The following is a 12,771-nucleotide window of genomic DNA, read 5'->3' on the forward strand; positions in this document are numbered from 1 at the left end:
CCGATCGACGCGGCATGAACATTCGGTCATGCGCGGTTCCTCAGGCATTACGATCGCCGTCGGATCGCCTGCCAGATCGCGCCGACCAGCGCGCCCCCGTCGTGACGCAGATAATGGTCGCCCGGCAAGGCGACGACGCGCACGTTGCGACCATGCAGCAGCGGGCAGAGGCTGTTCTCTTCCTGTACGCCGTGGATGCAGGTGACCGGCAGCCAGTCGATCGCACGCGCGCTGGGCAGCGCTGGCAGATCGGGTGCCCCGTCCAGGAAACCGCCGGGTGTCGCCTTGAACAGCAGCGTCTCGCCCGGCACTGCCAGGATCACCTGTGCGATGCGCGGCCTCAGGTCGGACGGCATGCCCGCCACGCCGTATTGCAGCATGTCGGCACCGAACGACTGGCCGATCAGGATCACCCGCCGTGCATTCGGCAGCGCCAGCGCATGTCGGACAGTCTCCGCGATCATCGCCCGCGCCTCATCTGGCGTGCGGCGATGCGCGTAGGCGGTAAGGCTATTGACCGCGAGCACCGGTACGCCCCGGTCCGCGATCGCCTGCACCACGCGCGACCCCATGCCGATGTTCAGCCCCGAATCTCCCGACAGGAACACGGCCACGGTGCCGCGTTGCCGAACAGGCGCCGCAACCGATGCGGGAAACAGGCGATATACCGGTCCGCCGAACCAGCCCATGTAGCCCAGGAACCCGAGCGCGCCGAGTATCGGCGTCAGAATGGCGAGCACGATGAAGGAGCGGTGGCGACGGAGCATGGCTCATCCTGTCAACGTATAGGTGATGTCGAAACAGGCGACGGTCAGCGTCAGCATCGCGGCGATGAAGGTGGTGTCCGCGATCCGCTCCATGTGATGGAGCCGGCGATGGTCGCCCCGCCGCAGCGCGATGTACGATGCCAGCGTCGCGACCAGGAAGCACAATGCATCAAACGCCAGCAGGTCGTCGGCCAATCCGGCGCGACGCCCGTTGATCTGACCCAGATGCAGCAGGCTGATGCCCGTCAGGCACACACCCACCATGCCCGCCGCGATCGGACAGATCATTCGGCAGGTCCGCTCATCGAGCACGCGTCGCCGAGGGTCGCGATCGGGGTGCGAGCTGTTGTTCACCGGCGCCGGACTATGGATGCGGCATTGTCAGCGTGCTGGCGACCGAATGAGCATTCCGTAATGTCGCGCCCATCGCCCGAACATGCGGATCGGCCGACAGGGGAACACGGCTCGCCTCGCGCAGAAGAAACGCTCATGCTTCCCCAGTCACCAGAGGTTGTCGCGATGCGCCATCGGCGAGGACATCGTCGACCTGGATGTCGGCGCGTGCCGGATGCTGGCAGACATCGGCGGAGCCCATCCGATCGCCCGCAGGACTGCCAACGTCGGCCACGCCGTGGTGGCCCGGACTGGCGAATTGCTGGAACTGTTCGAACGGCGAAAGGGGGTGCGGCAATGAACGAACTGCGCTTGATCCGCCGTGCGGCGCAGGTGCTCGCGATGCTTGCATTGCTCGTCGGCGCGCTCGCATTGCGCGCACTCCATGCCGATCGCGAGGTTGACGGTACCACCGCCGGCGCGACGCTGACCGGCTTGTTGCCGGTCGTCACCAGCCTGAAGGCGCACGGCGCAGCCGATCGCGCCGGGCTACGCGTCGGCGATGTGATCGAACGCGTCGACGGACGCGTGCCGCAATCGCTTGCCCAGGTCGAGCGGACGATGGCATCGGGGCGTCATATTAAGCTGGCGGTCCAGCGTGACGGGCATCTGGCCAATGTCATTATGTAATGAAAACGAAGGAGAGCGGCATGTCGCACAAGATCCTGCTGATCGAGGATGACGCGGCAACCGCGGCCTATATCGCTAAAGGACTGGTGGAGGAGGGCTTCGTCGTTGATTGCTGCGCGACCGGCCGCGACGGCTTGTTCCAGGCGACCGGCGGCGGTTACGACTGCATCGTGCTGGACCGAATGCTGCCCGGCATTGACGGCATGGCGGTACTCGCGGGGATGCGCGGCGCAGGCGTGACAACCCCGGTCATCATCCTGTCCGCTCTCGGGTCGGCGGAGGATCGCGTAAAGGGCCTAGTCGGCGGATCGGACGATTACCTCGTCAAACCGTTCGCCTTTGCCGAACTGCTCGCGCGCATCCGGCTTCAGGTGCGCCGCGGCACGGCAACGCCCGCGGTCGAGACGGTGCTGCGCTGCGACGACCTCGAAATGGACCTTCTCGCGCACCGGGTGACCCGCAACGGCCAAATGCTGCCCCTGCAACCACGCGAGTTCCGGCTGCTCGAGTATCTACTGCGTCATGTCGATCAGGTCGTGACCCGCACCATGCTGCTCGAAGGCGTGTGGGACTATCATTTCGATCCCGGCACCAACGTCATCGACGTCCATCTCAGCCGGCTGCGCAAGAAGGTGGACGAGGGTTTCGCACGCCCGCTGCTCCACACCGTACGCGGGGTCGGATACCGGATGGGCGTGGGCGCCTAAAATGAACTGGCGTTCGACCACGTTGCGCTTCGCCTCGCTGGTCTTCCTGCTGCAATGCGTGGCGGCGGCCGCCTTGCTTACCTGCGTGCACTGGGTGGTGCGCAGCCAGGTTTATACGTCTGCGATCCAGACGGCTGAGATACTGCGCCAAGACCTGCTCAGCGTTTATGCCCGGGGCGGCGACGCCGCGTTGCGGCAGGCGGTCGCGCAGCGCAGCGCCGGCGATCCCGCAACCGCGGACGCCGTGCTGCTGCTCGCCGATCGTCGCGGCCGGATCGTCGCGGGCAATCTATCGGCCTGGCCGCCCGGCGTCGCGCTGTCAGATCGCAGCCATGCCGAACTGTACCGCGTGGGTCATGCCACGCCCGAGGCGATGTTGCTCCACGTCTCCAATCTGCCCGGCGGATCGCGCTTGTTGACCGGCAGCGTCGTCGATGACGAGACACACACGATCCGCCTGCTCGAACTGGCGACCCCGGTCGCGCTGGCGCTGGCCATTGCCTTTGCCGCGCTGGCGGCGTGGCTGGCAGCGCGGATGATTGTTCTGCGGCTTGATGGAACGATCGCCACGCTGGCGGCAGTGCGTGCCGGTGACCTGTCCCGTCGCGTGCCCGCGAGCCGCGCCGACGACGCCTTCGCCATGCTCGCCGACGCGATCAACGCCATGCTGGATCGGATCGAGCATCTGATGGGGGAATTGACGCTCGCCACCGACATGCTCGCGCATGATTTGAAATCGCCGCTCACCCGCCTCCACTCGGCGCTGGAGCGTGCCGTGCGCAATATCGACACGCCCGTCGCCATCGAGGCGGTCGATCGCGCGATGGCGGAGGGCACGCGGGTTCTGCGCATGGTCGAAACCGCACTCTCCATCACCCGGGCCGAGGCCGGGATCGGTCGCGATCTTTTCGTTGCTACCGATCTTGCCGCCGAACTGCGCGACATCGCCGACATCTATGAACCTCTGGTTGAGGAAGCGGGGCGCACGATCCACGTCATCGGCGCTACAGCCTTGACCCTGCCCCTTCACCGCGAACTCATCGCGCAATCCCTCGCCAACCTGGTCGACAATGCGCTGAAATATGGCGCTGGCGCCATCACGCTGTCGGTTGAGGCGCGCGGGGCTTACGCCTGCCTGTCGGTCACCGACGAAGGGTCCGGCATCGCACCCGAGCACCGCGCTACCGCGCTTCGCCGCTTCGGACGCATCGAAGAAGCGCGCAGCGGAACGGGAGCAGGACTGGGTCTCTCACTCGTCGCTGCCGTCGCGCGGCTACATGGTGGTGATGTGTCGCTGGAAAGCGCCGGTGGCCTGAAGGTCATGCTGAGCCTCCCGCTAACGGCTATGGTAGATCCAAGCACGGATAGTGCCGCATCGGCGGTCACACCGTAGGGTAGGTTTCCAACAAAGCGCGTGCGGTTCACCCGCGCCCCTCCCCTCATCGCGCAAGCGTCCCTATTTGCGGGCAGCCTTCAGCGAAGGCGACAAGGGGGCTTATGACGGAACCGATCCTCACGCTTTCGGGCGTGTCAAAGACGTACAAGGGCGGCTTCACCGCGCTCCACGGCGTCGACCTCACGATCAACAAGGGCGAGATCTTCGCGCTGCTCGGCCCGAATGGCGCGGGCAAGACGACGTTGATCAGCATCATCTGCGGCATCGTGACACCCTCGACCGGCACGATCCACGTCGGCGGGCACGACGCGATCGCCGACTACAAGGCCGCGCGCAGCCTGATCGGCCTCGTGCCACAGGAACTGTCGGTCGACATGTTCGAGACCGTGCTCGCAACCGTCACCTTCTCGCGCCGGCTGTTCGGCCGCTCAGGCCATAGCGCGTACATCGAGCAAGTGCTGCGCGACCTGTCGCTATGGGACAAGCGCAACAACAAGATCATGGAATTGTCGGGCGGCATGAAGCGCCGCGTGCTGATCGCCAAGGCGCTGGCGCACGAACCCGAAGTGCTATTCCTCGACGAGCCGACGGCGGGCGTCGATGTCGCACTGCGCCGCGACATGTGGAAGCTGGTTCACCGCCTCCGCGAGCGCGGTACCACGATCATCCTGACCACGCATTACATTGAGGAGGCCGAGGAGATGGCCGATCGCGTCGGCGTCATCAACAAGGGTCGCCTGCTGCTGGTCGACCAGAAAGAGGCGTTAATGCAGAAGCTTGGCAAGCGCGAGCTCGACCTGACGCTGGTCGACGCACTCGACGCGGTACCCGCAGGGCTGGAGCGCTGGCAGCTGAGCCTCGTCAACGAGGGCCACACACTGCGCTACGTCTTCGACGCAACTAATGAGGATACCGGCATTCCGTCGCTGCTGCATGAGCTGTCCGCGCGTCACATCGCGTTCAAGGACCTGGAGACGTCGAAGTCGAGCCTCGAAGACATCTTCGTCGACCTGGTGGAGGAACGGGCATGAACCTTCACGGTATCTGGGCGATCTACCGCTTCGAAATGGCGCGTTCGCTGCGCACCCTGTGGCAGAGCCTGGTGGGCCCTGTCCTGACAACCAGCCTGTACTTCGTTGTCTTCGGCGGCGCGATCGGCAGCCGGATGCAGAGCGTTGACGGCGTCAGCTACGGCAGCTTCATCGTGCCCGGCCTCATCATGCTGTCGCTGCTCACGCAGAGCGTCGGCAATGCGTCGATCGGCATCTATTTCCCGAAGTTCACCGGCACGATCTTCGAGCTGCTGTCCGCACCGATTTCCACGATGGAGCTGGTGATCGGCTATGTCGGCGCGGCGGCAACCAAGTCGGTGGTGATCGGCTCGATCATCCTCGCCACCTCGGCGTTCTTCGTGCCTGTGGTGGTCGAGCACCCCCTCGCCATGATCGCGTTTCTGCTGCTGACCTCGATCGCGTTCAGCCTGTTCGGGTTCATCCTCGGCATCTGGGCAAACAGCTTCGAGCAGCTGAACTTCGTGCCGCTGCTGCTCATCACGCCGCTGACGTTCCTGGGTGGCAGCTTCTACTCGATCGACATGCTGCCGCAGCCGTGGCGGACGATCAGCCTGTTCAATCCGGTCGTCTATCTGGTGAGTGGGTTCCGCTGGAGCTTCTTCGGTCGCGGCGATGTCGACATTGCGCTCAGCCTGGGCGTGACGCTCGGCTTCCTCATCGCCTGCCTCGCGGTGATCGGTTGGATCTTCAAGAGTGGTTGGCGACTGAAAAGCTGACATCGGCGGCCAGCGTCGACCGGCAAAATAGCGCAACGAGGCGCTTGCAGCCGCGAGATTGACTGATATAAGCCGCCGCCTGCCCCCGGCCTTGCCGGGTAGGCACATGGTCGGGGAATAGCTCAGCCTGGTAGAGCACTGCCTTCGGGAGGCAGGGGCCGGAGGTTCGAATCCTCTTTCCCCGACCAATTTAAATTTTATGCGCGACTACAGCTACTTATTGGTGAGCATGCGCGCGGAAGTTAACAGCAAAGTTAACACTTCCGCCGCCCTCGTGGCCTTATCGGCACGTGCCGGTCACGCCAGCGGCGTCGTATCCTGAAACTCTCCCGTTATCGCCGGCAATAGCTCGTCCAAGCGACCGTAAAGCATGTCGACGGATCGGCTTAGGCGGGTTGCCCGATAGACGCGCAAACGCATCGTCTTGAGTGTGTATTGATCTTGGCGGAATTGGATGAACTCGCCGGCGGCGCTGTAATCCTCCAGCTTGATGCTGGCATCATCACCCGGCCCCGTTATCACCTGCATACGTCCGTGGGCCTCGATGTCACGAAGCACCAAGCCATTCTCAAAGCGATGGATGATGCCGAGGACCAAACCACGGTACGGTGTGAGTGGACCAACCGAATTGCAAACAGATGTAAGGTATTTCAACCGATCTGGGCGACGTGACGGAAAGCGAGCACGTATCCCCGCATAGGCTTGATGCTTTGAAGCCCTTATCGCCAGCTCCGTAAGGATTGTTTCCACCGTTCCCATGGCGGCGACGTAAGCGCCCCGGAGCTGCATTACCTCCGTCAACGTGTGATCCAGCGTCCACGGGTTTATCTCCACCCGCAGTGGCGAGGTCCGATTCAACATCGCTCTACCCTCTTGTGTTAGTTCGCACACACTCATGCGACGTAGAACAACACAAACGAATTAGCACAGCTCGTTTGCCACCGCACGAAGCACCGGCGGGGTAGAAAAGTCAGATGTGGAACATGCCAATTACGATACGCTTGGAGTCAACTTCCTTGGCGCACTCGCCGACCTATTGATGCGTGCGGGGCGCGATCGTGCGGCTGACGCGATCTACGCTGCGATCGAGGTTGAGGCTCCGCCCGAGACTCCAATTTAGGGGCGAACAGTGATGAACAAGGGCGAACGGTCGCCCCCCGTTCTGCTGGGCTTTTGGGGGCTTTTCAACCGCTCACGGACGTCTACGAACAAGGAAATGGTGCCCAGAAGAGGATTTTACCGCCACCCCCCTAAGGCGTTGAGAAACAATGACATTTACTCAGGCCGCTGTCACTGTTGGCAATGCCTGATGTAACAGGTGGGGGCAGGCTTAGGCAAGAGGCTCAGGCGCTCTTTACGCTTGTCGGTGCGAGTGCGTCCGTGCTTTGATCCCCCTACTGGAGACGCGCATGTTCCTTGAAAAGTTCTCACGGTTTGTTCGACGCTACCACCTTGTGTTCCGACCGGCTCATAAGGCTGCGCCTACGCTCCCGCTGTTCGCAGACGATGGCGAGTACAGTGTGCTTGATGCCCTTGAGAAGAAGCGGGCGGCGGGAACCGCGCTGATAACCATGAGAAACAAGGACGTGATTGAGCTTATCAAGGTTCAGCACTTCCCTGAGCGCGAAGTTTTGGCTCTGCTATTCCACCGAGGAAGCCCAGACGCCGCCGATCCTATTTATAGAAAACGAGGCGATGGCGGCTTAACAGTAAGGCAGGCTGAAAAGGAGGATGGAGAGGAGCAGTCTGTCTCCGCTCACCTTGTCATAAGCACAAGAGCTATCGAGGAAGGTCGTTACGACGCGAACCTTGAGGAAATACCGGGCATCAACATGTCGTATGTCCAACAGATTATAGCTCAAACGCTGAATGATTATCTCTATGACTATGAGGTTGGAAAACGTAAGATAAAGACTGTGCAAACGAGAACGATAGTTAAGGCTGAAGGAATTAAGTCCGAAACTATTGGCAATGCCCTCAAGCAGGGAAAGATTGATTTCATCACCTTCATAAAGCCAGCGCCGGCGAAATATGTTGACGCCGATGGCCTATGGGAGCCGATGAATGACGTTATGCGCTTGAAGGTCAAAGGCAAAATTGAAGCTGATGACTGGCAGGATAAAGTTACTGCCCTTGTAGCCGAGGCTAGAGCCGATGGCTGGCAGGACTTTAACATCGAGATCGATCTAGGGAACAAGCGGTCCAAGACGATCGCTCTAGAGCGTGAACAGGAGGCGAAAGAAATATTGTTCGTGAAGTCAGACGAGATACTACTTAAGAATGAACTATCCCCTTGCAGCGTCGAACTGCAAGATGAGGTAATTGATAGGTGCATAGACCTAATGCGCCCTGAGGCTATACAGTGAACATCTTATCGTTCCCATTCTTGTATCTACGGCTGACCACCGAGCGTGGCTGGCCGCTGTTTCTCAGGGATGGATTGGCAACAGTCGTTATAGCACTGGCAATCGGCGCACCGTTCGCATTTTTCGACAGCCTTAATTTCTTTGGTCCTAGCGGCCTCGTGGATAAGCTAGGGACCTTTGCCTCCGTATTGGCGGGCTTTTATATAGCTGCTCTCCTTGCTGTCGCTACCTTCGCGTCGGCTCTTGGCGACCTCGACTCTCCGATTAAGAAGGGCAAGGTCTTAGCCCCCAGTGATACAGGCGAAAAGGAAGAGCTTAGCCGAAGAGAATATGTCTGTGCATTATTCGGCTATCTTTCGGCATTGGCCCTTCTGGTCGCTGTATTGTCCATATTAATCACATTGATTGCACCCACGTTCGCGCCGTGGGCTAGCAACCTTTGGACAAAGGCAAATGTAAGAATGCAGGCGAGTATCGACGTTAGGTGGATTAAGGCTGTGCCTATCGTAGCATACTCTATGATCGTCTCTAGTATGCTCGTCACTACTCTTCACGGGCTGTATTACCTGATTGATCGGCTTTACGCTCAAGCCCCGAGGATACTGCCGAAAAAGAGCAAGGGTGGCGAACCGCCTACGGCCTGAAATTGCTAGAGATATGCGAGAGGGTAGATCAAAGCGGAGGGAGCGGTCTTTCCCCCGTATACCCGGCCTGCCCGGTCCCACGAATATGAGACGCCTAGCGCGACCTGCATTATCGCGCGTGGTTCTCCATCCCTGCATAGCGTGTCACTACAGCCAAGCTCCATCCCAGCTAGATCGATGACGACAGGGGCGGGAACGGCTTGCCCTCCTGACTGTTCATGGTTATACGTTCGTTGACCCGTGAACAGGACTAGCCGTTATGAACCTCCGCAAGATGACCAAGGCTGTCGCCTACCTCCGCGTTAGCACGGATAAGCAGGGCAAGAGCGGCCTAGGGCTAGAGGCTCAGCGGGAGGCAGTGGCACGGTATGTCGCTGCCAATGGCGTTGACCTGATCGGGGAGCATATCGAGGTTGAGACAGGCAAGGGAGCCAATGCCCTGTCCAAGCGGCCTGAGCTTGTCGCCGCCCTCGCAACTGCCAAGCGGGAGAAGGCTGGCCTGATTATCGCCAAGCTCGATAGGCTTGCCCGCAATGTCCATTTCATATCGGGGCTGATGGAGACAGGCGTAGAGTTCGCTGTCGCTGATATGCCGAACGCTGATCGCTTCCAGCTACACCTATTCGCCGCACTGGCAGAGAAGGAGGCTGAGGTAATCAGCCAACGGACCAAGGCCGCGCTAGCTGCTGCCAAGGATCGGGGGACTGAGCTAGGCAAGCATGGCAAGGTACTAGCTGCCCGTAATCAGGCTGAGGCTATGGACCGGCTAGAGCCTATCGCCGCTGATCTACTGGCATTGAGGGCCGAGGGGCTGTCCGTTCGCAAGATGGTCGAGGCCCTGAATACCCGTGCGATCCCTTCGCCAGCCGGGGGCAAGTGGCATCCCGCTAGCCTGCACAAGGCGCTTGCTCGATTGGAGGCCCGCTAGATCGGCCGGAGACGGCCACAGGAGTCGATATGGAAGGCTCAGGGTGTCGACGTAGCCGGAATACGGTGGCGGCGCTGTGCGGGGCTGCGAGAGGGTGGCCCAAGTCGTCGTCAATGTACGCGGGACATTTCAGGACCGTTAGGCAATGGGAAATCCTCGGTATCTATATGTCGAGGTATCCCTAAGAATGATCCCGGCACGAACCTGAGGCTAAGCCTCGATAATCGCCGACCGTAATCCAGTACCGTCTGGGAAGAAACCATCGATACCGCCTAAGCTAGGAAGCCCTAGGAACGCCTGACCGTGCGATAACGGTAGATACCTGACGGCCTTACGGCCTAGCTTTAGAGCGACGGGGTGTGCCATTCTATTTGAATGATGCATGGGTATCGGACGCCGGCAATACGAGCCACGCCAATCAAACTCAACGATCATGCGGCTAGTCTTGCTCTCCCATAGCGCCAGAACGTATTTGACCAATACGGATATCTATCTGGCCCGGGGGGACGCCGGATACAGCCAATCACCATCAAATCTAACGATCATACTATACCAGTATGTATCCTTGGTACTCCACGGCTTGATACCGTGAATGCCATACGCAATCTCATTCTTCCGATAGGCTCAGATTAGTTGTTACCTGTTTCCTGTTCAGGTGATCGCTATACGTCAGCCTGAGCCTATCTGAGGAATGACTGCTATCCTCTCCTAATAGCATCCGTATTCATCATTCCCGGTAGTAAATCCAAATCCGTCGAGTTGCGCCCGTGATGAATGCTGATGCTACGGCCTGTCAGCTATAGCATTGCCCTTATTGGTAGCTGGCGGGCCACCTCTTTCCATAGCTTCAATATATCCATTTGGATTCGCTTATCCGTAAGCGGGGCATCTGTGTCTTTTGTCTGGACAGTACACAATCAATCAAAGGATCAACCATGACCATTACCACTGTTGATATGAACCGCATCAATAATGATCGGGTTGCCGTCTATCTTGCATCTACTGATCGCCGTGTGACCATTGGCGTTCGCTTTGCCTTGGAGGCCCTTGGCATAGAGTTGCCCGACTTCCTCCGCCGTGGCCGTCCCGGTCCCCGTCCTAATCGGGTCAATAAGATGATGGCTGCTCTGGATGCCGACACAGGCAACCCGAATACCTACCGCCAAGAGAAGCTCAAGATTGGCGCTTTCGCTCCCCGCTCATAATCTAATCAAACAGGAGACCTCTATGACCAACAAAGATACCCTTGCTGCTATCGCCATTGAGATTGAAACTCTCAGCGCCGAATTGCTCAAGGTCAACAATTTTATCGATATCCTTGGTAGGCCTGCCCTTGATAAGGCCAATGAGATCGACAAGGCATTGAAGAATGCCAAGGATCGCTTTGCTACTGCCCTCGCTGACGAACAGGTAGAGGCTCGCAGTCAACGGCTTGCCCGCTTCTCTGATATCCGCGTTGAGGTGAAGCCCGGTGATAACCTCAATACTACCGGGTTCCTCATCAAGTATATGCGAGATACATGGGATATCACGGCTAACGCCAGCGTTCCCAAAGAGCATGAATGCAATGGCTTCTCTGCCCTTGATGATGACGCCTTTGACTATCTTGTTACGGTAAAGCCCCAAGCCATCCCTGCCGTCATCATGGCGCTGGCACCGGGTAAGCCACGGGAGGCATTTACTCTGTATATGCAGGGGAAACAGCGCGGATACTTCACGACTGCCCTAGCTGCCTAATGGCTGGCGATAGCTGGGATGATCGGGGCAGCGGGCAAGCGCCTAGCCGTCCCCGGTCTGACTATATCCCCAAGGTTCGCCTGATCCCTACAACGCTAGATGATCTAATGAACCGGGCAGGCCCGTATGCCGATGCCGTCAAAGCCCATGTTGAATACACCGCGGCTGTACATGGCTGATGAAGGATTGGCCTAACCCGGCCCTAGCTTCCGCCTTCATAGCCGATGAGGCTGCAACGCTATCCATCCTGCTGACAAGGCAGGCGCTAGAGCATGAAGCGGGCTGGCCTAAGCTGGCAGACAATCCCGTGCCGCCGCCACTCTACGACCTGCCACAGGATGCTCAAGGCATAGCCCGTCGTATGGCCGGGGACATTCACGCGCTTTGGGAAGTCGCAGGCCGTCCGTACCTCAGGGCCGATGATTGCAAGTTTGCCTTCCAGTACCTCGCCGCCGCGATCCGTAAGGGGATCATCCCGCCTATCGCGACCCTAGGCGAAGTTGATCCGGTCCCCGCTGCCAAACCGGCAAAGCCCCACATTCTCGATATGCTGAAAGAAACCACATGACCGCACTAACTCCCCGTCAGGCCATCAAGGTCAAGGCGGCTCTATCCCTGATTGCTGTACATGGTCACAATCCCCGTACTGTACAGCAAGCCGCTACCGCTGAATTGGCCAAGGGCTATCCCGCCAATATCGCTTACAAGAATGCTATTGATGGCTTCATTGCCCGTGTCCCTGCTATGGGTAACACGCTGCATCTTGCCGTCGATCTCATCCACAATAGCGATGATGCTACGGTTGCGCTGTATGATAAGGCGCTTACCGAGTACAATAACAGTGGCGATGACAGTTGCCTTGATGGCCTTGCCCCTATGATCCTTGAGGATGCCAAGGCATTGGCGATCAGCAAGGGCGAAGTATCCGAAGCCGATGCAGCAAATTGGACTATTGAGGATGCGCTAGGCAGCACGTCCGAATCCTTTGCGGAAACCCCCGATGTTCCCGACGCCACGACGCTGGCACCGGGTCAGACGGCCAATAGCTCGTTCGGCTTCAATGGCCTTCCCAGCCCTGCCGCTCAGGCCCCGTCAGCGCCCGCTCAGGCGGCAAGCGGCCCGCAGTGGGTACAAGGGCCGACCGGCTTCCGCCTCGTCGCACAGGCCCCCGCAAGCGGCCCTCAGGTGGGCCAGAGCATGTCGGGCTATGATCCCTATCAGGCCAGCCGCAGCCCGACCGGCATCCGGGTAGCTCAGACCGGGGACGCGGCCCGCCGCACCCATGGCACCCCGGTAGGCGACATTGCCTATTCAGCGACCGGCACCGGATACCGAGTGTAAGCGTCCGGTCTTCTCCGCCTTGCCGACGAGGTGATGCGCAAGCCACAGGTGCGGCACTGTGGCAGACACCGGT

At 59.7% G+C, this 12,771-nt stretch carries 16 protein-coding genes and 1 tRNA gene; 14 read left to right on the forward strand and 3 right to left on the reverse strand.

Annotated elements, in window-relative coordinates:
- Positions 1 to 47 precede the first annotated feature (47 nt).
- Both HRV97_RS14360 and HRV97_RS14365 read right to left on the reverse strand, forming a co-directional pair.
- On the reverse strand, positions 48 to 767 hold the full coding sequence (locus tag HRV97_RS14360; protein WP_174194958.1) for an AcvB/VirJ family lysyl-phosphatidylglycerol hydrolase: 720 nt from the start codon (positions 765 to 767) through the stop codon (positions 48 to 50).
- A gap of 3 nt (positions 768 to 770) precedes the next feature.
- Positions 771 to 1,055 carry a hypothetical protein gene (locus HRV97_RS14365; protein ID WP_223176868.1) on the reverse strand — a complete coding sequence of 95 codons (285 nt, stop codon included), beginning with the start codon at positions 1,053 to 1,055 and terminating at the stop codon, positions 771 to 773.
- 148 nt (positions 1,056 to 1,203) lie between these two features.
- Here HRV97_RS14365 and HRV97_RS14370 point away from each other — a divergent pair, with 148 nt between their 5' ends.
- From HRV97_RS14370 to HRV97_RS14400, 7 genes are all read left to right on the forward strand, one after another.
- Complete coding sequence (locus HRV97_RS14370) at positions 1,204 to 1,461, forward strand: hypothetical protein (RefSeq protein WP_174194960.1); 258 nt, start codon at positions 1,204 to 1,206, stop codon at positions 1,459 to 1,461.
- Complete coding sequence (locus HRV97_RS14375) at positions 1,458 to 1,790, forward strand: PDZ domain-containing protein (RefSeq protein WP_174194961.1); 333 nt, start codon at positions 1,458 to 1,460, stop codon at positions 1,788 to 1,790. The genes HRV97_RS14370 and HRV97_RS14375 overlap by 4 nt, the downstream gene beginning before the upstream one ends.
- A 20-nt stretch (positions 1,791 to 1,810) precedes the next feature.
- On the forward strand, positions 1,811 to 2,497 hold the full coding sequence (locus HRV97_RS14380) for a winged helix-turn-helix domain-containing protein (RefSeq protein ID WP_174194962.1): 687 nt from the start codon (positions 1,811 to 1,813) through the stop codon (positions 2,495 to 2,497).
- A 1-nt stretch (position 2,498) separates the two neighbouring features.
- Complete coding sequence (locus HRV97_RS14385; protein ID WP_174194963.1) at positions 2,499 to 3,890, forward strand: sensor histidine kinase; 1,392 nt, start codon at positions 2,499 to 2,501, stop codon at positions 3,888 to 3,890.
- Positions 3,891 to 3,994: 104 nt separating this feature from the next.
- On the forward strand, positions 3,995 to 4,924 hold the full coding sequence (locus HRV97_RS14390) for an ABC transporter ATP-binding protein (protein WP_174194964.1): 930 nt from the start codon (positions 3,995 to 3,997) through the stop codon (positions 4,922 to 4,924).
- Positions 4,921 to 5,682, forward strand: a complete 762-nt coding sequence (locus HRV97_RS14395) for an ABC transporter permease (protein ID WP_174194965.1) — start codon at positions 4,921 to 4,923, stop codon at positions 5,680 to 5,682. Before HRV97_RS14390 ends, HRV97_RS14395 begins: the two co-directional genes overlap by 4 nt.
- 111 nt (positions 5,683 to 5,793) lie before the next feature.
- A tRNA-Pro gene (locus tag HRV97_RS14400) sits at positions 5,794 to 5,870 on the forward strand.
- A 109-nt stretch (positions 5,871 to 5,979) separates the two neighbouring features.
- On the opposite strand, the gene HRV97_RS14405 is transcribed toward HRV97_RS14400, so the two are convergent.
- Positions 5,980 to 6,543, reverse strand: a complete 564-nt coding sequence (locus HRV97_RS14405; protein WP_174194966.1) for a hypothetical protein — start codon at positions 6,541 to 6,543, stop codon at positions 5,980 to 5,982.
- Between the two features lie 548 nt (positions 6,544 to 7,091).
- Between HRV97_RS14405 and HRV97_RS14410 the strand changes: the two genes are divergently transcribed.
- The 7 genes from HRV97_RS14410 (at position 7,092) to HRV97_RS14440 (ending at position 12,698) form a co-directional block, all read left to right on the forward strand.
- Positions 7,092 to 8,048 carry a hypothetical protein gene (locus HRV97_RS14410; protein ID WP_174194967.1) on the forward strand — a complete coding sequence of 319 codons (957 nt, stop codon included), beginning with the start codon at positions 7,092 to 7,094 and terminating at the stop codon, positions 8,046 to 8,048.
- Positions 8,045 to 8,692 (forward strand): hypothetical protein, encoded by a 648-nt coding sequence (locus HRV97_RS14415; RefSeq protein ID WP_174194968.1) that lies wholly within the window; start codon positions 8,045 to 8,047, stop codon positions 8,690 to 8,692. Before HRV97_RS14410 ends, HRV97_RS14415 begins: the two co-directional genes overlap by 4 nt.
- 259 nt (positions 8,693 to 8,951) lie before the next feature.
- On the forward strand, positions 8,952 to 9,620 hold the full coding sequence (locus HRV97_RS14420; RefSeq protein WP_223176869.1) for a recombinase family protein: 669 nt from the start codon (positions 8,952 to 8,954) through the stop codon (positions 9,618 to 9,620).
- Positions 9,621 to 10,555: 935 nt separating this feature from the next.
- The gene (locus HRV97_RS14425; RefSeq protein ID WP_174194969.1) at positions 10,556 to 10,825 is read left to right on the forward strand and encodes a hypothetical protein; all 270 of its coding nucleotides are present in this window, start codon (positions 10,556 to 10,558) and stop codon (positions 10,823 to 10,825) included.
- Positions 10,826 to 10,847: 22 nt separating this feature from the next.
- Positions 10,848 to 11,357 carry a hypothetical protein gene (locus tag HRV97_RS14430; RefSeq protein WP_174194970.1) on the forward strand — a complete coding sequence of 170 codons (510 nt, stop codon included), beginning with the start codon at positions 10,848 to 10,850 and terminating at the stop codon, positions 11,355 to 11,357.
- Positions 11,358 to 11,535: 178 nt separating this feature from the next.
- Positions 11,536 to 11,925 carry a hypothetical protein gene (locus HRV97_RS14435; RefSeq protein WP_174194971.1) on the forward strand — a complete coding sequence of 130 codons (390 nt, stop codon included), beginning with the start codon at positions 11,536 to 11,538 and terminating at the stop codon, positions 11,923 to 11,925.
- Positions 11,922 to 12,698 (forward strand): hypothetical protein, encoded by a 777-nt coding sequence (locus HRV97_RS14440; protein WP_174194972.1) that lies wholly within the window; start codon positions 11,922 to 11,924, stop codon positions 12,696 to 12,698. Before HRV97_RS14435 ends, HRV97_RS14440 begins: the two co-directional genes overlap by 4 nt.
- The last annotated feature ends 73 nt before the right edge of the window (positions 12,699 to 12,771 follow it).

The sequence above is a fragment of the Sphingomonas hominis genome, from assembly GCF_013328205.1.
Lineage (GTDB): Bacteria > Pseudomonadota > Alphaproteobacteria > Sphingomonadales > Sphingomonadaceae > Sphingomonas > Sphingomonas hominis.

Coding starts and splice junctions, on each gene's coding strand:
- HRV97_RS14365 (WP_223176868.1), bottom strand. CDS start 1,055: ATGATCTGTCCGATCGCGGCGGGCATGGTGGGTGTGTGCCTGACGGGC.
- HRV97_RS14375 (WP_174194961.1), top strand. CDS start 1,458: ATGAACGAACTGCGCTTGATCCGCCGTGCGGCGCAGGTGCTCGCGATG.
- HRV97_RS14395 (WP_174194965.1), top strand. CDS start 4,921: ATGAACCTTCACGGTATCTGGGCGATCTACCGCTTCGAAATGGCGCGT.
- HRV97_RS14435 (WP_174194971.1), top strand. CDS start 11,536: ATGAAGGATTGGCCTAACCCGGCCCTAGCTTCCGCCTTCATAGCCGAT.
- HRV97_RS14360 (WP_174194958.1), bottom strand. CDS start 767: ATGCTCCGTCGCCACCGCTCCTTCATCGTGCTCGCCATTCTGACGCCG.
- HRV97_RS14425 (WP_174194969.1), top strand. CDS start 10,556: ATGACCATTACCACTGTTGATATGAACCGCATCAATAATGATCGGGTT.
- HRV97_RS14390 (WP_174194964.1), top strand. CDS start 3,995: ATGACGGAACCGATCCTCACGCTTTCGGGCGTGTCAAAGACGTACAAG.
- HRV97_RS14370 (WP_174194960.1), top strand. CDS start 1,204: ATGCGGATCGGCCGACAGGGGAACACGGCTCGCCTCGCGCAGAAGAAA.
- HRV97_RS14410 (WP_174194967.1), top strand. CDS start 7,092: ATGTTCCTTGAAAAGTTCTCACGGTTTGTTCGACGCTACCACCTTGTG.
- HRV97_RS14420 (WP_223176869.1), top strand. CDS start 8,952: ATGAACCTCCGCAAGATGACCAAGGCTGTCGCCTACCTCCGCGTTAGC.
- HRV97_RS14380 (WP_174194962.1), top strand. CDS start 1,811: ATGTCGCACAAGATCCTGCTGATCGAGGATGACGCGGCAACCGCGGCC.
- HRV97_RS14440 (WP_174194972.1), top strand. CDS start 11,922: ATGACCGCACTAACTCCCCGTCAGGCCATCAAGGTCAAGGCGGCTCTA.
- HRV97_RS14385 (WP_174194963.1), top strand. CDS start 2,499: ATGAACTGGCGTTCGACCACGTTGCGCTTCGCCTCGCTGGTCTTCCTG.
- HRV97_RS14430 (WP_174194970.1), top strand. CDS start 10,848: ATGACCAACAAAGATACCCTTGCTGCTATCGCCATTGAGATTGAAACT.
- HRV97_RS14405 (WP_174194966.1), bottom strand. CDS start 6,543: ATGTTGAATCGGACCTCGCCACTGCGGGTGGAGATAAACCCGTGGACG.